An 18,830-nucleotide genomic window follows, 5' to 3' on the forward strand; every position below is an offset into this window, starting at 1 on the left:
TATGCTTGTCTCCCTACTCAAAAAAACAGGCTTGAAGTTGTCCCTGAACGATCCCCGCTGGGGCAATCGCAAGGACGACGGCAAGAAAGCCCAAGAAGGCAAAAAGCCCGGCGAAGGTCCGCCGGACCTCGATCAGTTGTGGCGCGATTTCAATCAGCGCCTGAACGCCTTTTTCGGACAGAAGAACCGTCCCGACAACGGCGGCAATAACAACGGTGGCGGCGGTGGTCCGCGTCCCGACATGAAGGGTGCCGGCATCACTGCCGGCGTGGTCGGCGTGATCGCCGTCTTCATCTGGCTTGCCAGCGGCGCCTTCATCGTGCAAGAGGGCCAGAACGGCGTCGTGCTCACGTTCGGCAAATACAGCCACACCACGCCGGCCGGTTTCAACTGGCGCTGGCCGTACCCGTTCCAGACCGACGAAACCGTCAACGTGTCGCAGGTGCGCACGGTGGAAGTGGGTTACCGCCAGTCGCTGCGCAACAAGCAGGCCAGCGAATCGCTGATGCTGACGGACGATGAAAACATCATCGACATCCAGTTCGCGGTGCAATACACCCTGAAAGATCCCGTCGCGTGGCTGTTCAACACGCGCGACCAGGAAGACACCCTGCGCCAGGTCGCCGAAACGGCGATCCGCGAAGTGGTCGGCCGCAGCAAGATGGACTTCGTGCTGTATGAAGGCCGCGAAAAAGTGGCTTACGATACGCAGCAGCTGATGCAGCAGATCCTTGACCGCTACAAGGTCGGCGCCGTCATCACCAACGTGACGATGCAGGCCGTGCAGCCGCCGGAGCAGGTGCAAGCCGCCTTCGACGATGCCGTCAAGGCAGGCCAGGACCGTGAACGCCAGAAGAATGAAGGCCAGGCTTACGCCAACGACGTCATTCCAAAAGCCCGCGGCGCCGCATTCCGCCTGATGGAGGAAGCCGCCGCGTACAGCGCGATGGTGACCGAGAACGCCGCCGGTAATGCTTCGCGCTTCAAGCAGGTGCTGGTCGAGTACCAGAAGGCGCCGGTCGTCACGCGCGACCGCATGTACCTCGAGACGATGCAGCAAGTGTTCAGCAGTGCCAGCAAGGTCATGGTCGACGCGAAGACGGGCAGCAATCTGCTGTACCTGCCGCTCGACAAGCTGATCGCCCAGACGGCTGCCACCGATGCCGCTGCCGCCGCCGCCCGTGCTGCCGCGACACCCGCAGCCAACACCGTTTTGCCACAGGAAGCCATGCCGACAGTAGAAGTCAATACGCGCCGCGACAGCCGCTCTTCGCGTGAACGGGAGAGCCGCTAATGAACCGTATCGTAGCCGCCCTGATCGCGGGCTTTATCGCGATCATGCTCTTGTCCTCGACCGTGTTCGTGGTCGACCAGCGTAAGTATGCGGTCGTCTTCGCCCTCGGCGAAGTCAAGGAAGTCATCAGCACGCCGGGCCTGTATTTCAAGCTGCCGCCGCCGTTCCAGAACGTGCTGTACCTGGACAAGCGCATCCTGACCCTGGATACGCCGGAGCCGGAACGCTTCATCACGGCCGAGAAGAAGAACATCCTCGTCGACGCGTATGTGAAATGGCGCATCGCCGATCCACGGCTGTATTTCCGCAGCTTTGGCGGCGATGAAAAGCCGGCCCGCAACCGCATGTCGCAAATCGTCAAGGCGGCGCTGAACGATGAAATCACCAAGCGTACCGTGCGCGAAGTGATCTCGGGCCAGCGCGGCAAGGTGATGGAAGCGATCCTGGCGAAGGTTTCGGCGGAAGCGAAGGCCATCGGCGTGGAAATCGTCGACGTGCGCCTGAAGCGCGTCGACTACGTCGAGCAGATCAACAACTCCGTGTATGAGCGCATGAAGTCCGAGCGCGTGCGCGTGGCCAATGAGCTGCGTTCGACCGGTTCGGCCGACTCCGAAAAAATCCGCGCCGACGCCGACAAGCAGCGCACGGTGATCCTGGCCGAAGCGTATCGCGAAGCCGAGAAGATCCGCGGCGAGGGCGATGCCAAGGCATCGCAGATCTATGCGGAAGCGTTTGGCAAGAATCCGGAGTTCTACAAGTTCTACCGTAGCCTGGAAGCCTACCGCGCCACGTTCAAGGACAAGGGCGACGTGATGGTGGTCGATCCGAGTTCGGAATTCTTCAAGTACTTCAAGGGTGGCGGCGCAGCCGGTCCGGCCAAGAAGTAAGGCAGCATCCAGACTGCTCCCGGCCGCGAGGACGGGGGCGGCAGCAGCGGGGCCGGCGTGAATGCCGGCCCCGTTTTTTTGTGCCCGCCACGCTGTTGCGGGAAGGCGTAAAATGCGGTGTTTTTAGGGCTGTGCGGCAGCGTTTCGGACAACTTATCCCTAAAGGCCCGTGTTTTCGCGTAAAATATCAGGTTCGGCCTCTTGCCTGGCGCGCCCGCCGCTGCCTCGCATGATGCATTTTTTCAACTTTCTTCCGTATCTCGCTCCCTCATGCCGAATTGGCTTTTGCCCGAAAATATTGCCGATGTTCTGCCGTCGGAAGCGCGCAAGATCGAAGAGCTGCGCCGCCTCATGCTGGATAATTTCCGTCTGTACGGATATGAACTGGTCATGCCGCCGCTGCTCGAGTATCTGGAATCGCTGATGACTGGCGCTGGCAAGGATACCGACCTGCGCACGTTCAAACTGGTCGACCAGCTGTCGGGCCGCATGCTCGGCCTGCGCGCCGACATGACGACGCAGGTGGCGCGCATCGATGCCCACCTGCTCAACCGTGCCACCGTCACCCGCCTGTGCTACGCCGGCAGCGTGCTGCATACCCGTCCGTCGGGCCTGCACGCCACCCGCGAACCGCTGCAGATCGGCGCCGAGATCTATGGCCACGCCGGCCTGGAAGCGGATGCCGAGATCCAGGAACTGGCGCTCGCTTCGCTGGCACTGGCCGGTTTCGACGCGGTCCGCCTGGATTTGTCGCACGTCGGCCTGTTGCGCGCTATCATTGCGCAAGACGCCGCTGCCGTGCGCGACGAGGCTGCGCTTTACACCCTGTTGCGCGCGAAAGATGCGCCGGGCTTGCGCGCCCTGACGGCCGGCTACGACGCCGTGACGCGCGATGCGCTGCTGGCCTTGCCGAACCTGTATGGCGATATCGACGTGCTGGCGCGTGCGCGCGAAGTGCTGCCGCCGCTGCCGGGCGTGCTCAAGGCGCTGGCCGAACTGGCCGCGCTGGCCGGTTCCGCCCTGGGCCGCGCCGAAGTGGCGATCGACCTGGCCGACCTGCGCGGCTACCAATATGAAAGCGGCGCGATGTTTGCGCTGTATGTACCTGGCTTGCCGAACGCGGTTGCGCGCGGCGGCCGTTATGACCACGTCGGCGAAGCGTTCGGCCGGGCTCGTCCCGCGACCGGCTTCTCGCTCGATTTGCGCGAACTGGCGCGCCTGTTGCCGACCGCGGAACGGAAGCATTCGATCCGCGCGCCGTGGGGCAGCGCGCCAGAATTGAAGGAAAAAATCGCCGAGTTGCGCAAGGCGGGCGAGGTCGTGATCCAGAGTATGCCGGGTCACAGTAATGAACAAGACGAGTTCGAGTGCGATCGCGTGCTGGTACTTGCCGATAATGGTAGTAGCTGGATTCTTAAAAACTTAGGTTGAGTGATGTCAAAGAAAATTATGGCAAAGAACGTTGTTGTCATCGGCACCCAATGGGGCGATGAAGGTAAAGGCAAGATCGTCGATTGGTTGACCGATCACGCCCAGGGTGTGGTGCGCTTCCAGGGCGGCCACAATGCAGGCCACACGCTGGTCATCGGCGGCGTGAAAACCGCGCTGCAGCTGATCCCGTCGGGCATCATGCGCCCAGGCGTCGCCTGCTACATCGGTAACGGCGTGGTCGTTTCCGTGCCGGACGTGCTGCGCGAAATCGACAAGCTCGAAGCCGTCGGCGTCGAAGTCGCCTCGCGCCTGAAAGTGTCGGACGCCGCACCGGTGATCCTGCCTTACCACTCGGCACTCGACCTGGCCCGCGAAGCGGCGCGCGGCGCGGCCAAGATCGGCACCACGGGCAAGGGCATCGGCCCGGCCTACGAAGACAAGGTGGCGCGCCGCGCCATCCGCGTCGCCGACTTGCTGAACGAAACCCGTTTCGCCGAAAAACTGGCGGAAAACCTCGATTACCACAACTTCGTGCTGGAGCACTACCTGAAGGCTCCGCGCATCGATTACCAGAAGACCCTCGACGACGCGCTGGCCTATGTGCCGCGTCTGCGTCCGATGGTCACCGACGTGTCGAGCGCGCTGTACAAGGCGCACAAGGCCGGCGCGAACCTGCTGTTCGAAGGCGCGCAGGGTTCCCTGCTCGACGTCGACCACGGCACCTATCCGTTCGTCACCTCGTCGAACTGCGTGGCCGGCAATGCCGCCGCCGGTTCGGGCGTCGGTCCTGGCATGCTGCACTACATCATGGGCATCACCAAGGCTTACACGACGCGCGTCGGTTCCGGCCCGTTCCCTTCGGAACTGCCAACGGATGCAGGCGTCGGCCATCACCTGGCGCAGGTCGGCCATGAATTCGGCACCGTGACGGGCCGCGCCCGCCGCTGCGGCTGGTTCGACGCCGCCTTGCTGCGCCGCTCCGTGCAGATCAATGGCGTGACGGGCATGTGCCTGACCAAGCTGGACGTGCTGGACGGTATCGAAACCTTGAAACTGTGCACCGGCTACACCATCGACGGCGTGGCCACGGACATCTTCCCATCGGGCGCCGAAGAAGCCGCCCGCTGCGTACCCGTGTACGAAGAGATGCCCGGCTGGACGGAAAGCACGGTCGGCGCGAAATCGCTGGCGGCTTTGCCAGCGACGGCCCGCGCTTACATCAAGCGCATCGAAGAACTGGTCGGCGTACCGGTGGACATGGTTTCGACCGGTCCCGATCGTGAAGAAACGATCGTGCTGCGCCACCCATTCGAGTAAGCTGCTGGACACAATCCGCCGCAAGGCGGATTTTTTTAATCACGCTAATAATAAGATTTCACTATCATGACTACCCCACAATCGAACGATCAACATCTCTGGGTCAACTGGGAAGAGTATCACCGCCTGATCGAGCGCCTGGCGCTCAAGGTCTACGAATCGGGCTGGAAATTCGACCAGGTATTGTGCCTGGCGCGCGGCGGCGTGCGTCCCGGCGACGTGTTCTCGCGCATTTTTGATTTGCCGCTGGCCATCCTGTCGACCAGCTCCTACCGCGAAGACGCGGGCACGGTGCGCGGCGACCTCGATATCGCCAAGTACATGACCATGACCAAGGGTCCGCTGGCTGGCCGCATCCTGCTGGTCGACGACCTGGCCGATTCCGGCGTCACCCTGGACAAGGTCACGCGTCACCTGAAGGAAAACTTCCCTGACGTGACCGAAGTCAAATCGGCCGTGATCTGGCTGAAAGGCTGCTCCGTCGTGCGTCCCGACTACTTCCTGGACGAACTGCCGCACAATCCGTGGATCCACCAGCCGTTCGAAGACTACGACGGCCTGCGCCCGCACCAGCTGGCGGCGTGGATCAAGAAGGGCGAAGCAGGCAAGTAATTTTGCGTGCACTCTTGCTAAAAAAAGACGATCGTGTATCGTCTTTTTTTTCGTCCAAGGAAATGCCATGACCATCTTGCACACGGCGCGCCTGCGCCTCGAACCCGTCACCGAGAAGCATTACGACGCCATGCACGCCATGAACTCGGATACCGAAGTGATGACGTACCTCAATGCGGGCCAGCCGGAGACGGAGGAACATACACGTGCCGCCGTTGCCCGCATCATGGGGCGCTGGGTCGAGTGGGGCTATTCGTGGTGGGCCTTGATCCGCACCGAAGACGAGGTGCTGGTGGGGCTGGCCTGCCTCCAGCATATCGGCGGCGACAAGGCGCAGCCGCACGAAATCGGCTGGCGCCTGGCGCGGGCCGGCTGGGGCAAGGGCTACGCCAGCGAGGCGGCCAATGCCATCGTCGCGCATGCCTTCGACGTCGTCGGCGCGCCCGAAGTGGTGGCCGTGGCCCACCCGGACAATGCCGCCTCGATCAAGGTCATGACGCGCCTGGGCATGCAGTACGTGGGCATGGAGCGCCACTACGACCTCGATAGCGTCGTGTACCGGCTGGTGCGCCCATGACGGCAAGGCCGAAGCCATTGAAGCTGGGCTGCAGCTACGGCGTGCGCTTTTCGCCCGATGGCACGCGACTGGCCGTGCTGGGACGCGACCTGGTCCTGTGGGACGTGGCGGCGCGCCAGAAGCTGTGGCGCGGCAAATTCATCGCGCACATGTCGGACATGGCTTTTTCGCCCGACGGCAGCCGGCTGGCCATCAAGAGCACGACGGGCCAGATGGTTATGGTGGATGCCCTCGCTGGCCAGTTGCTGCTGAACTTACAGAACAAGAAGGAGGGCGAAGGCTGCGGTCCCGCGTGGTCGCCCTGCGGGCAGTATCTTGCCGACGGCGGCTGGGATGGCCGCCTGCGGGTGCGCGACGCGCAAACGGGCGAGGTGCTCTTCATGCAGGCGCACCCGGGCGAGATGCTGCGCGGCATGTGGGCTATCGATGGCGGCCGGCGTTTGCTGCTCCTGCATGGCGTCAAATCGGTGGAAGAGGGGCAAGTGCAGCCGCCCGACTATTGCAGCGTGTGGGACTGGCCGCTGCAGGCGGGCGCCGGCCGCGTGGTACTGTCGCTGCCGAAGCTGGCGTCGTGCGCGCCGTCGCCCGATGGCATGCTCCTGGCAGTGCTGCATTACGCTGACGGCCAAGAATTTCTGTCCGTGCATGCGCTGGACGATGGCCGCCGGCTGGCCACGGTGGCCGTGGAGGCGGGCGGCGGCACGGGCGATGCCTTGCGCTGGCTGCCCGACGGCGGCGCGCTGGGCCGCATCGGCAAGGGCAAGCTGCTGTTCTACGCCTGGCCGGGTCTCGGCGTGCTTGCCGAACACGCCATTGCCTATCCCTGCGCGCTGGACTTCTTGCCTGGCACGCCACTGGGCGCCATCGGCTCCTGGGAGTCCGGCATGCTGACGGATCTGAATCTTCACAAGGAAACCGCATGATTACCTGTTACCTGCGTTACATCATCGACCCATATAAATTGCGGGAATTCGAAGCCTACGGCAAGCTGTGGATACCGCTCGTCGAACGCTTCGGCGGCCAGCACCACGGCTATTTTTTGCCATCCGAAGGCGCCAGCAACGTGGCGCTGGCCATGTTCTCGTTCCCCAGCCTGGCCCTGTACGAGCAATACCGCAGCGACTCGATGCAGGACGCCGAATGCCAGGCCGCCTTCCGCTATGCGGAAGAGACGCGCTGCATCGTCAGCTACGAGCGCAGTTTTTTCCGCCCCGTGTTTGCCTGAACGGGGTCAGTCGCGCTGCGGCGCGCCCAGGGGGAAGAGGTGGCGGTACGGACGTGCCTCCTCCACCGCGCGGGCGAACGAAGGACGGGCCAGCAGGCGCGCGCGGTAGGCGCGCAGCAGGGGCAGCGTTGCGGGAATCGGCTGCGTCCAGTCCGCATAGAACAGCGCGGGGGCGGCGGCGCAGTCGGCCAGGCTGAAGCGGTCGCCGGCGGCCCACGTCCTGCCGGCCAGGTGCTGTTCCAGCCAGGCGTAGGCAAGGTCCAGCTTTTCGCCGGCAAACGCGCGGCCTTCGCGGGTCTTTGCCGGGTCGCCAGTCAGGGCGGCGCCGACGGCATGCTGCACGGGTGTCATGACGTGCAGGTCGAAGTAGCGGTCGAGAAAACGCACGTCCAGCGCCTGCATCGGGTCGTCCGGCAGCAGGCGCAGCGGGCCGGGATGGGCCAGTTGCAGGTATTCGATGATGATGCTGGTCTCGGCGACGTTGCGCTCGCCGTCCACCAGCAGCGGAAACTTGCGCAGTGGCCAGCGCTCGATCCACTCCTGAAGGTGCTGCGGCATGTCCGGCGCCAGGCAGCGGAAGGCGAACGGGATGGCGTTCTCGTACAGCGCGATGAGTACCTTCTGCGTGTACGAGGAAAAGGGATGGCCGTAGAGGATCAGCGACACGGTGGGAACTCCTGTCATTGTGAAAGGTTGGCAACACGCGCGTGTGCCAACGATAGTGCAATGACAGGATCAATGCAAGCGGTTCGCGCCATTCCCGCTTGCCCGCGTGGCGCGCCCGCCTAGCCGAGGTTCGCCAGGTAGCGCAATCCCGTGATGCTGGGGAAGAAGCAATACACGCCGCCACGCGTGATGACGCTGCGCGAGAAATGCTGCAGTTCGGTATTGCCGCTTCCCTTGGCGCCCACGCCGGGCAAGGTGAAGGAACTGACGGCCGGGTCGTTGATGCCCAGGAACACGTCCTGGCCGCTGATGTTGAACGTGGCATCGCCCGCCTCGGGACCGGCCGGGCCGACGGCCGATTTGACGAAGGCATCGTCATTGTTCCATTGCTTCATCAGGAATTCAAACTGATTGCGCAGGCTGGCATTGATGAAATAGCCGACCAGGCCGCGCTGCTCCGCGATGGGTGCTGCCGGATCGTATTCGCTGCCGTAGGGCATGGCGCGCCGCACGATGCGGTGGTGGCGGGAGGGGGCGCCCACGACGGCTTCGTCGCGCGGATTGTTGCGCCGGATATGCGCGCCGATCGGGCATTTCAGGCCCAGCGTGTCATCGAGGTCCGGCTGCGCATCGACATAGTGAAAGCGGTTCAGGCTGGCGTCCGGCAGCACGGGGCCGGCCTCGTCCGGCCTGAGCACGAGCGGATTGCCGTTGCGCCAGCGCCCGCACATCTTGGCGGCCACCATTTCGGTCGTGAGCCCGGAACTGGCCGCGCCCTGGCTCAGGATGCTGTCGAACAGGGGCACGTCCTGCTCCAGGATGCGGAAGGCTGCATAACTGCCATTGGTGGACAGTTGCGGCGGCTGCACCTGGTAGGTGCCGCCGTTTTCATTCGGATAGCCGAGCAGGAATTCCCCCGTCTTCACGCTGTTGAGCGGGTCAGGGTCGTGTTCGCGCTTGCGCTGCGGGGCGCCATCGACGTCCGGCTGGGCGATGCTGTCGCGGTAGCCGAAATGCACGCGGTTGTCTGGCAGGGCCACGCCGTCGTGCGCATACAGTTCGCGCCAGCCGGCGGCAAAGGCGCGGCGTAGTGTGGCCGAGGTCGCCTGCAGCACTTCCGTCGATTCGCTGACCCACAGGCTCAGCAGCGCATGCACCTGGCCATGCCGGGTAGCCGGCCCCAGGTTGCCGAGCCAGTGCTCGGGGGCGCTGTCGCCCACGTCGCCCACGGCATTGACGCTGGCCGGATCGGCCGCGCCCCGTTGAAATGCCTGGTCAAAGGTGGCCAGGTCGGTCGCGGCAATGCCCAGCGCCGACAGGCCGGGCGCGGTAAAGCTGAGATTCAGGAAGCAGGGCGGCTTGGGGTGGATGTGCCGCGCCGTGGTAATGGACGGCAAGCCGTCGCTGCCGTCGAGCAGGGCCGCGATGGTGCGCCGTGCCTGCGCCGCATCCGTGATGCTGAAGATGAAATGGCGTGCCAGGTTGACGCGGTAGCCGCGCAGGATCGTGCCTTGCACGTCGTCGTAATCGATGGTGGAATCGGCCATGCTGTCTCCGGGGGCTGGGGTTGTGGCTGGCAGGGTGGTGGGGCCGCTTGCGCAGCCCCGGCGTGGCTTTCGGCTCAGGTTCGGAATGCGGCGATGATTTTCTGGACGGTCTGCGGATAGGCGCTGTACAGGCCGTTATTGGGCACGTGCTGCGCGGCGTCGTTGGCCGTGATGAAGGCTTCAAATGCAGCCACATGGTTGGCAACGGGAATCAGCGCCTTGCCGCCCACGACAAATTGCAGCAGCGCGTCGAATACCTCGCCCAGTTCGCCCACGAAATCTTCGATGTAGTCGTTGAAGTTGCCGTCATACTCGGTGATCACGCCGATGACCAGGCTATCGGAAGTGCCCGCCGATTGAATGTTGGGCAGCAGATTGGGCTGGGAGCGGTCAAGCAGGGTGAATCGGGCAAAGTGCACGGTACCGATAGTGGTAAGGGCGGCATTGATCTTCGGTTGGTATTCCAGCAATGTTGCGGCGATGGCGGTCGGATTGGTGCCGGGCAGCGCCGGCATCATTAAGCACAGTGGATTTGCCATGGGAGGCTCCTCATTACGTGGTTGTCGGGACGACCGACACTACGCCGCGGCACCTGCTGCGTCAAAAACTATATTTTTGCATCTGTTGCTAAATACACACTGTTGCATCATGGTAAATGATGGGAAATGCGGTCTCATGTGGATAGTTGCCGAGGCTGGCCAGCGCTGGCGGGCACTCTGCCGCCAGGCTGTTCCTGCCTGTTTCAGGAAGCGCAAGTGGCGCCGCCGGCAAGCCGGCTTCCGTCGCCATTATTTTTGCAGGATGGGGTGCTGACGCTCCCGATTGCCACGCTTCAATCCTCGGCCTGGAATTCGCTGGCCGAGACGAACAGATCCCACGAGGCGATGAACAGGGCCGCCACCACGGGGCCGATGACAAAGCCGTTCAGGCCGAACAGGGCCATGCCGCCCACGGTCGACAGCAGCACCACGTAGTCGGGCATCTTGGTGTCCTTGCCCACCAAAACGGGGCGCAGCACGTTGTCGACCAGGCCGATGACGAAGACGCCGAAGGCGGCCAGGCCCGCGCCTTGCCAGATGGCGCCCGTGGCCAGGAAGTAGACGGCCACGGGCGCCCAGACGAGGGCGGCGCCGACGGCCGGCAGCAGCGACAGGAAGGCCATCAGCACGGCCCACAGCAGGGGCGCGGGCACGTCGAGGAACCAGAATGCCAGGCCGCCGAGGGCGCCCTGGGCAATCGCCACGAGGATGTTGCCCTTCACCGTGGCGCGGATCACCGTGGTGAAATTGGTGAACAGGCGTTGCTTGTATTTGCGGCTCAGCGGCACGGCACCCTTGATGCGGGCCGACAGGGCCGAGCCATCGCGCATCAGGAAAAACAGCAGGTACAGCATGATGCACAGGCTGGTGAGGAATTCGAAGGTGTACAGGCCCACATTGATGGCTTTCACCGCCACCACCTGGCTCACCTGCGTGGCGCCCTCGGCCAGCTTGTCCTGCAGGCTGGCCAGGCTGGTCAGGTTGAAGCGGTCGAGCAAGTTGATCAGCCATTGCGGCAGCACCGCCATGATCTTATCGAAGAACATGGCGACCGTGATTTCCCCCGAACGTACCATTTCCACGACGCTGGCCGCCTGGTTCACCAGCGACACGGAAATGAGCGACAGCGGCAGGATCACGATGACGATGATCAACAGCAAGGTGAGCAGCGACGCCACGCCGGCGCGGCCCCTGGTCTTTCGCAGCAGCCAGCGGTACACGGGCGCGAACAGGATCGCCAGGACGACGCCCCAGAAGATGGCGCCCGCATAGGGCGCCAGTATCCAGCCGAAGCCGATGGTGACGACGCTCAGGAGGAGCAAGAACACTTTCTGGTGCAGCGTGAGTGTAGGCATGGGCGGCGGCGCAATGATCGGGGTTGAGTTGCCCCATCATAAGCGAGGCGTGCTGCGGCGCGCCATACAATTGTCATGCTGCGTGCGCGAACGCACCTGGCGCCGCGGGCTGGCAACGCGGTAGCGGCAATTCCAGTAAGCTGTCGTTCCAGGCGTTCCATCCCGGGCGTCTTGACTTCCTTTGACTGCAGGAGCGCGCGTGCTTGACCCCATTCACTTTTATGAACCCGCACAGGGCCATGGCTTGCCGCATGACCCGTTCAACGCCATCGTGGGGCCGCGGCCCATCGGCTGGATCGCCTCGCGCAGCGGCGAGGGCGTGCTCAACCTGGCGCCGTACAGCTTTTTCAACGCCTTCAATTACCATCCGCCGCTGATCGGATTTTCCAGCATCGGCCGCAAGGATACCTTGCGCAATATCGAACAAACGGGCGAATTCGTGTGGAACCTGGCGACGCGTCCGCTGGCCGAGGCGATGAATGCCAGCTGCGCGCCGGCGCCGCCCGAAGTCGACGAATTCGCGCTGGCCGGCCTGACGCCGGCCGCCTCGCGCCTCGTCAACGTGCCGCGCGTGGCCGAAAGCCCCGTCTCCTTCGAATGCCGGCGCACGCAGATCATCGAACTGCAGGGCGCGAACGGGGACGGGGTCGGCAGCTGGCTGGTGCTGGGGGAAGTGGTGGGCGTGCACATCGCGCGCCACCTGTTGACGGATGGCGTGTACGACACGGCCGCAGCCGCGCCGATATTGCGCGGCGGCGGTCCGGCCGATTATTTCGAGATCGGACCGGACAGCCTGTTCCACATGCGCCGGCCCAGTTATCCCTGAAGGGGCGAGGCGGGGCGCTATTGCGGCATGACGCAATGGCATGCGCGACCGGCCAGCCCCCATGCCTGGCGTGACATTTACTTGCCCAGGATCGACGCCACGTTGTCGGTGCCCGGTGCGCCGAACAGTTGCTGCTTGAGGATGTGCAGCTGGTCGCGCACCTGCGCCGCCTTTTCGAACTCCAGGTTCTTGGCGTGGTCGACCATCAGTTTTTCCAGGCGCTTGATTTCCTTGCTGACCTGCTTTTCGCTCATGGCTTCGAACTTCGCCGCTTCCTGCGCCACTTGCAGGGTTTCGCGCGCTTCCTGCGGGCTGTAGACGCCGTCGATCATTTCGCGGATCGATTTCTTCACGCCGATCGGGATGATGTTGTTGGCCGTATTGAAGGCGATCTGCTTGGCGCGGCGGCGCTCCGTCTCGTCGATGGCGCGGCGCATGGAGTCCGTGATGCGGTCGCCATACAAAATCGCCGTGCCGTTCAGGTTGCGCGCGGCGCGGCCGATGGTCTGGATCAGGCTGCGCTCGGAGCGCAGGAAGCCTTCCTTGTCCGCGTCGAGGATGGCCACCAGCGACACTTCCGGCAAGTCCAGGCCTTCGCGCAGCAGGTTGATCCCCACCAGCACGTCGAAGGTGCCCAGGCGCAGGTCGCGCAGGATTTCCACGCGTTCCACCGTCTCGATGTCGCTGTGCAGGTAGCGCACCTTGATGCCATGGTCGCCCAGGTATTCCGTCAACTGCTCCGACATGCGCTTGGTGAGGGTCGTCACCAGCACGCGCTCGTCCTTCTTGATGCGCTCGACGATTTCCGACATCAGGTCGTCCACCTGGCTGCTGGCGGGGCGCACGATGATCTGCGGGTCGACCAGGCCGGTCGGACGCACCACCTGCTCGACCACCTGGTCGGAATGCGTCTTTTCGTATTCGGCCGGGGTGGCCGAGACGAACACGGTCTGGCGCATCTTTTGTTCGAATTCCTCGAATTTCAAGGGCCGGTTGTCCAGCGCGGACGGCAGGCGGAAGCCGTAGTCGACCAGGTTGGTCTTGCGCGAGCGGTCGCCGTTGTACATGGCGCTCAGCTGGCCCGTCAGCACGTGCGACTCGTCGAGGAACATCAAGGCATCGGGCGGCAGATAATCGACCAGGGTGGGCGGCGGTTCGCCCGGCAGCGCGCCGCTCAAATGGCGCGAATAGTTCTCGATGCCCTTCGTGAAACCGATTTCCGCCATCATTTCCAGGTCGAAGCGCGTGCGCTGTTCCAGCCGCTGCTCCTCGATCAGTTTATTTTCCTTGCGGAAGAACTCGAGGCGCTCGCGCAGCTCGTCCTTGATGGTTTCCACGGCGCGCAGCACGGTGGAGCGGGGCGTCACGTAGTGCGAGCCCGGGTACACGGTGAAGCGGGGGATCTTTTGCCGCACTCTGCCCGTCAGCGGGTCGAACAGCTGGATCGATTCGATCTCGTCGTCGAACATTTCCAGGCGCACGGCCAGCTCCGCATGCTCGGCGGGGAAGATGTCGATGGTGTCGCCGCGCACGCGGAAGGTGCCGCGGCCGAAATCGACTTCGTTGCGCGTGTACTGCATCTGGATCAGGCGCGCGATGACGTCGCGCTGCGCGACCCTGTCCTTGACGCGCAAGGTCAAGATCATCTGGTGGTATTCGTTCGGGTTACCGATACCGTAGATGGCCGAGACGGTGGCGACGATGATGACGTCGCGCCGCTCCATCAGCGACTTGGTGCACGACAGACGCATCTGCTCGATATGTTCGTTGATCGACGAATCCTTTTCGATGAACAGGTCGCGCTGCGGCACATAGGCTTCGGGCTGGTAGTAATCGTAGTAACTGACGAAGTATTCGACCGCGTTTTGCGGGAAAAAGTCGCGGAACTCGCTGTACAGCTGCGCCGCCAGCGTCTTGTTCGGCGCGAAGACGATGGCGGGCCGGCCCATGCGCGCGATGACGTTGGCCATGGTATAGGTCTTGCCCGAACCGGTCACGCCCAGCAGCGTCTGGAAGGCCAGTCCGTCGGCAATCCCCTCGGATAACTGGGCGATCGCCGTGGGCTGATCGCCGGCCGGAGGGAAGGGCTGGTGCAGCTTGAAGGGGGAGTCCGGGAAAGAGATAATTGCGCTTTCCGCCTCGCTGGCGGTAGATAATTCGGGCATGTGAATCAGACCTTTGTTAGAATAGTGCTCTGCTGGCGGCCCTGGCGTTGTATTTTGGGGCGCTGTCTACAACTCCGCTGTGAACCTGCTTCCAATCGAATCCAATCTTATCATGACGAACCCAACTGTTTCTGCCAGTCTGTTTAGCGCCATCGAGATGGCCCCACGCGACCCGATCCTGGGCATCACCGAAGCATTTAACGCGGACCAGAATCCCGCCAAAATCAATCTGGGCGTCGGCGTCTATTATGACGACAACGGCAAAGTGCCTCTGTTAGCTTGCGTACGCAAGGCGGAAGCCATCCTGATCGAACAGGCCGCCCCACGCACCTACCTGCCGATCGAAGGCCTCGCCGCCTACGACAAGGCTGTGCAAGAACTCGTATTTGGCGCCGATAGCGCCGTAATTCAAGAGCGCCGCGCCGTGACCGTGCAAGCCATCGGCGGCACGGGCGCGTTGAAGATCGGTGCCGACTTCCTGCAGCGCTTCGCGCCGGGTGCCCAGGTCTACATCAGCGACCCGAGCTGGGAAAACCACCGCGCGCTGTTCGAGAACGCCGGTTTCGTCGTGAATAACTACACGTATTACGATGCCGCCACCCATGGCGTGAACTTCGACGGCATGCTGGCCAGCCTGAACGCCATGCCAGCCGGTTCCATCGTCGTGCTGCACGCCTGCTGCCACAACCCGACCGGCGCCGACCTGAGCGTGGCCCAGTGGGATCAGATCATCAGCGTGGTGACCTCGCGCGGCCTGGTGCCGTTCCTGGACATGGCCTATCAAGGCTTTGCCAACGGCATCGCCGAAGACGGCGCAGTGGTGCGCCGCTTCGCCGACGCGGGCGGCCCGCTGCTGGTATCGAACTCGTTCTCGAAATCGTTCTCGCTGTACGGCGAGCGCGTGGGCGCCCTGAGCGTCGTCGCCGCCAGCGCCGACGAAGCGGCACGCCTGCTGTCGCAGCTGAAGCGCGTCGTGCGCACCAACTACTCGAACCCGCCGGTACACGGCGGCAAGGTGGTCGCCACCGTCCTGGCCACGCCGGAACTGCGCCAGCTGTGGGAAGAGGAACTGGCCGGCATGCGCGTGCGCATCCGCGAAATGCGCAATGCCTTCGTGGAAAAACTGAAAGCCAAGGCGCCAGGCCACGACTTCGAATTCGTGCGCCAGCAAATCGGCATGTTCTCGTACTCCGGTCTCACCAAGGAGCAGGTGGCGTCGCTGCGCGAGCAGTCGATCTACGCCGTCGACACGGGCCGTATCTGCGTGGCAGCATTGAATTCGCGCAATATCGACATCGTTATTGACGCGATCGCCAAAGTGCTTTAAGATCTTGCTTCTTCGGCGCTGCATGCAAGTGCGGCGCTGATGGCGGTAGAAAGTCGGCGATGGCCGTGTTTGTGAAGATGCAGTATCAGTCTTGCAAATATGGAACAAGCGACATATAATATTGCCTCTTTTCCCTGATAGCTCAGTTGGTAGAGCGACGGACTGTTAATCCGCAGGTCCCTGGTTCGAGTCCAGGTCGGGGAGCCAGAATTCGGAAGGCCACGTTGAAAAACGTGGCCTTTTTTGTTTTTGCGCCGCCGGTGCGCAACTTGATGCAAGATAAGATTTTCCCTATGGAAATCTGGACAGCGCCAAGTTTGGCCTATATAATACGGCCTCTTTTCCCTGATAGCTCAGTTGGTAGAGCGACGGACTGTTAATCCGCAGGTCCCTGGTTCGAGTCCAGGTCGGGGAGCCAGAATTCGGAAGGCCATGTTGAAAAGCATGGCCTTTTTTGTTTTCCGCCGCCGCCAGCGGGGCTTGCCTGTGCGTGATCGCGTTTTGCGCTATCCTGAATGCATCACTTCAGGAGCACCTTCCCATGACTTGTACCTCCGCCTTGCGCCACATCGTCCTGTGCGACTTCCTCGATGGCATCACGTCTGCCAAGCACGCCGAGCTCGTCTACGAGTTTTCCCAGCTGAAACACCGCATTCCCGGCGTGCGGCAATTCGAATGGGGGCCGAACGTCAGCCCGGAAGGCCTCGATGACGGCTTTACCGATTGCTTTACCCTGACCTTCGATGACGCCGCCGCGCGCGACGGGTACCTGACCCATGCGGCCCACCTGGCCTTTGTCGAGCAGCTGAAGCCATGGCTGGGCCGCGTGCTGGTGTTTGACTACTATCCGCAAGAGCAGCCGGGCTAACGGCTGCCAGGCAGGGTAGCGCCGGGGAAATACAGATTTTTCTGGGGGAAATCTGGACATCGTAAAATTTCCCCTATAGAATGCGGCCTCTTTTCCCTGATAGCTCAGTTGGTAGAGCGACGGACTGTTAATCCGCAGGTCCCTGGTTCGAGTCCAGGTCGGGGAGCCAGAACACGCAGTAGCAGAAAGCCCAGCCTTCACCGGTTGGGCTTTTTGCATTTCAGGGCCGGCGCAGACGCCCGTGTCGTCTGCTCTTGATCCACCGCATGGACCGCCAGGCATCTGGCGCTATGCTGGAAGAGACAAGGCGTTGGCGGCTCTGTCATCGCTTGCAATTTCCGGGAGGGGCTGACATGGATGACATCGCGCGCGCCGGACCGGCGACGATCGTGCTCGTGCATGGTGGTTTTGTCGACGGGTCCGGCTGGGAAGGTGTTTACCGGGTACTGCGTGACGAAGGCTGTCACGTTGCCATTGTGCAAAACCCAACGCTATCGCTGGCGGACGACGTGGCCGCGACGGGCCGGGTCATCGCCGCAGTGCCGGGTCCCGTGGTCCTGGTCGGTCATTCGTATGGGGGCGCCGTGGTCACGCAAGCGGGGAACGATCCCAAGGTCAAAGCATTGGTCTACATCGCGGCGTTTGTGCCGGATCAAGGGGAGTCTGTCGATTCCTTGCTGAAGAATGCCCCGCCTGGCGCGCCGGTGCCGCCGATCTTGCCGCCGCACGATGGCTTCCTGCTGCTCGACCAGAAAAAGTTTGCGGCCGCCTTCGCCGCCGATGTCCCCAGGCACAAGGCCAACTTCATGGCGGCATCGCAAGTGCCCTGGGGGATGGCTGCCTTGACGGGCGTGGTCAGCGCGCCAGCGTGGAGGAGCAAGCCCAGCTGGTACTTGGTCGCGACGGGGGACCAGATGATTGCACCGGCGATGCAGCGCCAGATGTCGGAACGGGCGGGCTCGACGGTGGTCGAAGTTGCCGGCAGCCATGCCATTTACATTTCGCAAGCCCACGCGGTGGCGTCGCTGATTAGCAAGGCTGCGGCGAGCATTGCCGGCGACTAGGCCGGCAGTGCGCCGGCCAGCCAGTCGGCCCCCGAAAAGGGCCCCATGTCATGGGGCGTCGGATCAGGGCTTGGCAGTCGCATCCAAGGTCTTGATGATGGCTTCTTGAAATTGCACCGGTTCATCCTGGTGTATCTGATGCCCGGAATGCTCGAAGAAAAACAAGCCCTTCCTTGGTGCCTTCAAGGTGTCGAAATACGCTTGCGTGATCCTGGTCGAGGTCTGGATATCGTTTTTGCCGACGAAGAAATACACGGGGCAGTCAACGCTCTTCAAGGTCTTGGGCAAATCAATGTTCATGACCTCGTTCCAGACGGGCGACCAGGTCTTTGACCATTGCAGAAAACCCGTCTTGAAACCTTCGCTCGTCGCAAATGCCTTGCCATCCTTGTAAAAAAGCCATTTCCTTAAATAGAACATGCTTTCGTCACTTGCAAACGGAAAACTGATGCTGTTCAGCTCCTGGCTGGCGACGGCATTGTCCTTGAAGTGCACTTTCAAGGCTTGCAGCAATTCTTTCTCGCTTTCCAGCTGGCTCACGACCGGATTCGACGCGAAATAGGCATGCAGCAATTCCGGGTGACGCTTGACGATATCAAAGCCCAGGACGTTGCCCCAGGAACTGCCCAGCAAGTATATTTTGTCCTGCTTTAACTCCTTGCGCAGAAATTGGATGACTTGATACGTGTCCTGCTCCATCTGCCCGACGGACGGCTGCGTGGGGGAGGGATTCAGTTTCAAGGTTTTTCCGGCATCCCGCTGGTCCCATTGCACAATCGTAAATCTGCTTTTCAGGAGATTCGTAAAGGCATCCGCCCCCTTGATCATGGAGCTTCCCGGGCCGCCGGATAAAAACAGCAGCACGGGCTTGTTTGCGTCGTCCGTCTTGATTTCCACCACTTGCTTGATGCCGCCAATATCGGGTGTCAGGGTGGTGGTGACTTCCGCGGAAGCGGGTGTCGCTGCCGCCGTGGTTTGCGCCTTGCATGCGTAGAAGGGAATCAGGGCGGTCAAGAGCACTGCCAATGTCATTTTTTTTATCATGGTGTCAGGGTCGGTTTCAGGTTGCTTGCACCGGCGCATTCTGCGCCGTAGTTGAACAGCTAATTTATCGCATGGTTTCCAGTGGG

General features: G+C 62.5%; 18 protein-coding genes and 3 tRNA genes. 15 read left to right on the plus strand and 6 right to left on the minus strand.

All coding sequences use genetic code 11. The features are described 5' to 3' along the window. The first annotated feature begins 1 nt into the window (after position 1). The 8 genes from hflK to CLU94_RS21355 all read left to right on the plus strand — a co-directional run bounded on the left by hflK (position 2) and on the right by CLU94_RS21355 (position 7,343). Positions 2-1,294 carry an FtsH protease activity modulator HflK gene (gene hflK, locus CLU94_RS21320; RefSeq protein ID WP_070254060.1) on the plus strand — a complete coding sequence of 431 codons (1,293 nt, stop codon included), beginning with the start codon at positions 2-4 and terminating at the stop codon, positions 1,292-1,294. Beyond that, the gene (hflC, locus tag CLU94_RS21325; protein ID WP_099667091.1) at positions 1,294-2,181 is read left to right on the plus strand and encodes a protease modulator HflC; all 888 of its coding nucleotides are present in this window, start codon (positions 1,294-1,296) and stop codon (positions 2,179-2,181) included. Before hflK ends, hflC begins: the two co-directional genes overlap by 1 nt. 270 nt (positions 2,182-2,451) lie before the next feature. Continuing rightward, positions 2,452-3,612, plus strand: a complete 1,161-nt coding sequence (locus CLU94_RS21330) for an ATP phosphoribosyltransferase regulatory subunit (protein ID WP_099667092.1) — start codon at positions 2,452-2,454, stop codon at positions 3,610-3,612. A 3-nt stretch (positions 3,613-3,615) separates the two neighbouring features. Beyond that, positions 3,616-4,929: an adenylosuccinate synthase gene (locus CLU94_RS21335; RefSeq protein ID WP_099667093.1), complete on the plus strand. Its 1,314-nt coding sequence runs from the start codon at positions 3,616-3,618 to the stop codon at positions 4,927-4,929. A gap of 66 nt (positions 4,930-4,995) precedes the next feature. Continuing rightward, positions 4,996-5,541, plus strand: a complete 546-nt coding sequence (locus CLU94_RS21340) for a phosphoribosyltransferase (protein WP_034752020.1) — start codon at positions 4,996-4,998, stop codon at positions 5,539-5,541. A 67-nt stretch (positions 5,542-5,608) separates the two neighbouring features. Beyond that, on the plus strand, positions 5,609-6,118 hold the full coding sequence (locus tag CLU94_RS21345) for a GNAT family N-acetyltransferase (RefSeq protein ID WP_099667094.1): 510 nt from the start codon (positions 5,609-5,611) through the stop codon (positions 6,116-6,118). After that, positions 6,115-7,041 (plus strand): WD40 repeat domain-containing protein, encoded by a 927-nt coding sequence (locus CLU94_RS21350; RefSeq protein WP_143451499.1) that lies wholly within the window; start codon positions 6,115-6,117, stop codon positions 7,039-7,041. The genes CLU94_RS21345 and CLU94_RS21350 overlap by 4 nt, the downstream gene beginning before the upstream one ends. After that, a complete protein-coding gene (locus tag CLU94_RS21355; protein WP_034752016.1) occupies positions 7,038-7,343 on the plus strand; it encodes an NIPSNAP family protein in 306 nt (101 codons plus the stop codon). The genes CLU94_RS21350 and CLU94_RS21355 overlap by 4 nt, the downstream gene beginning before the upstream one ends. A 6-nt stretch (positions 7,344-7,349) precedes the next feature. Here the strand turns inward: CLU94_RS21355 and CLU94_RS21360 are convergent, their stop codons facing one another. The 4 genes from CLU94_RS21360 to CLU94_RS21375 form a co-directional block, all read right to left on the minus strand. Further along, on the minus strand, positions 7,350-8,009 hold the full coding sequence (locus CLU94_RS21360) for a glutathione S-transferase family protein (protein WP_099667096.1): 660 nt from the start codon (positions 8,007-8,009) through the stop codon (positions 7,350-7,352). 119 nt (positions 8,010-8,128) lie between these two features. Then, positions 8,129-9,556 carry a Dyp-type peroxidase gene (locus CLU94_RS21365; RefSeq protein ID WP_099667097.1) on the minus strand — a complete coding sequence of 476 codons (1,428 nt, stop codon included), beginning with the start codon at positions 9,554-9,556 and terminating at the stop codon, positions 8,129-8,131. A gap of 74 nt (positions 9,557-9,630) precedes the next feature. Beyond that, on the minus strand, positions 9,631-10,095 hold the full coding sequence (locus tag CLU94_RS21370) for a hypothetical protein (RefSeq protein WP_143451500.1): 465 nt from the start codon (positions 10,093-10,095) through the stop codon (positions 9,631-9,633). A gap of 293 nt (positions 10,096-10,388) precedes the next feature. Beyond that, a complete protein-coding gene (locus tag CLU94_RS21375) occupies positions 10,389-11,450 on the minus strand; it encodes an AI-2E family transporter (RefSeq protein WP_099667099.1) in 1,062 nt (353 codons plus the stop codon). 199 nt (positions 11,451-11,649) lie between these two features. Here CLU94_RS21375 and CLU94_RS21380 point away from each other — a divergent pair, with 199 nt between their 5' ends. Beyond that, a complete protein-coding gene (locus tag CLU94_RS21380; protein ID WP_099667100.1) occupies positions 11,650-12,276 on the plus strand; it encodes a flavin reductase family protein in 627 nt (208 codons plus the stop codon). A gap of 77 nt (positions 12,277-12,353) precedes the next feature. Here CLU94_RS21380 and uvrB read toward each other — a convergent pair whose 3' ends face one another. Further along, a complete protein-coding gene (gene uvrB / locus CLU94_RS21385; protein ID WP_099667101.1) occupies positions 12,354-14,441 on the minus strand; it encodes an excinuclease ABC subunit UvrB in 2,088 nt (695 codons plus the stop codon). A gap of 112 nt (positions 14,442-14,553) precedes the next feature. Here uvrB and CLU94_RS21390 point away from each other — a divergent pair, with 112 nt between their 5' ends. The 6 genes from CLU94_RS21390 (at position 14,554) to CLU94_RS21415 (ending at position 17,700) form a co-directional block, all read left to right on the plus strand. Beyond that, positions 14,554-15,768 (plus strand): amino acid aminotransferase, encoded by a 1,215-nt coding sequence (locus CLU94_RS21390; RefSeq protein WP_180278725.1) that lies wholly within the window; start codon positions 14,554-14,556, stop codon positions 15,766-15,768. A gap of 131 nt (positions 15,769-15,899) precedes the next feature. Beyond that, a tRNA-Asn gene (locus tag CLU94_RS21395) sits at positions 15,900-15,975 on the plus strand. A gap of 135 nt (positions 15,976-16,110) precedes the next feature. Beyond that, a tRNA-Asn gene (locus tag CLU94_RS21400) sits at positions 16,111-16,186 on the plus strand. Between the two features lie 123 nt (positions 16,187-16,309). Further along, positions 16,310-16,636: a Dabb family protein gene (locus tag CLU94_RS21405; protein WP_099667102.1), complete on the plus strand. Its 327-nt coding sequence runs from the start codon at positions 16,310-16,312 to the stop codon at positions 16,634-16,636. A gap of 93 nt (positions 16,637-16,729) precedes the next feature. Continuing rightward, positions 16,730-16,805 (plus strand) — tRNA-Asn (locus CLU94_RS21410). Between the two features lie 184 nt (positions 16,806-16,989). Then, the gene (locus CLU94_RS21415; protein WP_099667103.1) at positions 16,990-17,700 is read left to right on the plus strand and encodes an alpha/beta hydrolase; all 711 of its coding nucleotides are present in this window, start codon (positions 16,990-16,992) and stop codon (positions 17,698-17,700) included. A gap of 63 nt (positions 17,701-17,763) precedes the next feature. Here CLU94_RS21415 and CLU94_RS21420 read toward each other — a convergent pair whose 3' ends face one another. Further along, on the minus strand, positions 17,764-18,783 hold the full coding sequence (locus CLU94_RS21420; RefSeq protein ID WP_257218906.1) for an alpha/beta fold hydrolase: 1,020 nt from the start codon (positions 18,781-18,783) through the stop codon (positions 17,764-17,766). Positions 18,784-18,830 lie beyond the last annotated feature (47 nt).

Source organism: Janthinobacterium sp. 13, assembly GCF_002749695.1.
GTDB lineage: Bacteria > Pseudomonadota > Gammaproteobacteria > Burkholderiales > Burkholderiaceae_D > Janthinobacterium > Janthinobacterium kumbetense.

What these genes read in the sequence shown, in the direction of transcription:
- hflK (WP_070254060.1), top strand. Translation starts at nt 2, where the DNA reads ATGCTTGTCTCCCTACTCAAAAAAACAGGCTTGAAGTTGTCCCTGAAC.
- hflC (WP_099667091.1), top strand. Translation starts at nt 1,294, where the DNA reads ATGAACCGTATCGTAGCCGCCCTGATCGCGGGCTTTATCGCGATCATG.
- CLU94_RS21330 (WP_099667092.1), top strand. Translation starts at nt 2,452, where the DNA reads ATGCCGAATTGGCTTTTGCCCGAAAATATTGCCGATGTTCTGCCGTCG.
- CLU94_RS21335 (WP_099667093.1), top strand. Translation starts at nt 3,616, where the DNA reads ATGTCAAAGAAAATTATGGCAAAGAACGTTGTTGTCATCGGCACCCAA.
- CLU94_RS21340 (WP_034752020.1), top strand. Translation starts at nt 4,996, where the DNA reads ATGACTACCCCACAATCGAACGATCAACATCTCTGGGTCAACTGGGAA.
- CLU94_RS21345 (WP_099667094.1), top strand. Translation starts at nt 5,609, where the DNA reads ATGACCATCTTGCACACGGCGCGCCTGCGCCTCGAACCCGTCACCGAG.
- CLU94_RS21350 (WP_143451499.1), top strand. Translation starts at nt 6,115, where the DNA reads ATGACGGCAAGGCCGAAGCCATTGAAGCTGGGCTGCAGCTACGGCGTG.
- CLU94_RS21355 (WP_034752016.1), top strand. Translation starts at nt 7,038, where the DNA reads ATGATTACCTGTTACCTGCGTTACATCATCGACCCATATAAATTGCGG.
- CLU94_RS21365 (WP_099667097.1), bottom strand. Translation starts at nt 9,556, where the DNA reads ATGGCCGATTCCACCATCGATTACGACGACGTGCAAGGCACGATCCTG.
- CLU94_RS21370 (WP_143451500.1), bottom strand. Translation starts at nt 10,095, where the DNA reads ATGGCAAATCCACTGTGCTTAATGATGCCGGCGCTGCCCGGCACCAAT.
- CLU94_RS21375 (WP_099667099.1), bottom strand. Translation starts at nt 11,450, where the DNA reads ATGCCTACACTCACGCTGCACCAGAAAGTGTTCTTGCTCCTCCTGAGC.
- uvrB (WP_099667101.1), bottom strand. Translation starts at nt 14,441, where the DNA reads ATGCCCGAATTATCTACCGCCAGCGAGGCGGAAAGCGCAATTATCTCT.
- CLU94_RS21390 (WP_180278725.1), top strand. Translation starts at nt 14,554, where the DNA reads ATGACGAACCCAACTGTTTCTGCCAGTCTGTTTAGCGCCATCGAGATG.
- CLU94_RS21405 (WP_099667102.1), top strand. Translation starts at nt 16,310, where the DNA reads ATGACTTGTACCTCCGCCTTGCGCCACATCGTCCTGTGCGACTTCCTC.
- CLU94_RS21415 (WP_099667103.1), top strand. Translation starts at nt 16,990, where the DNA reads ATGGATGACATCGCGCGCGCCGGACCGGCGACGATCGTGCTCGTGCAT.
- CLU94_RS21420 (WP_257218906.1), bottom strand. Translation starts at nt 18,783, where the DNA reads ATGCGCCGGTGCAAGCAACCTGAAACCGACCCTGACACCATGATAAAA.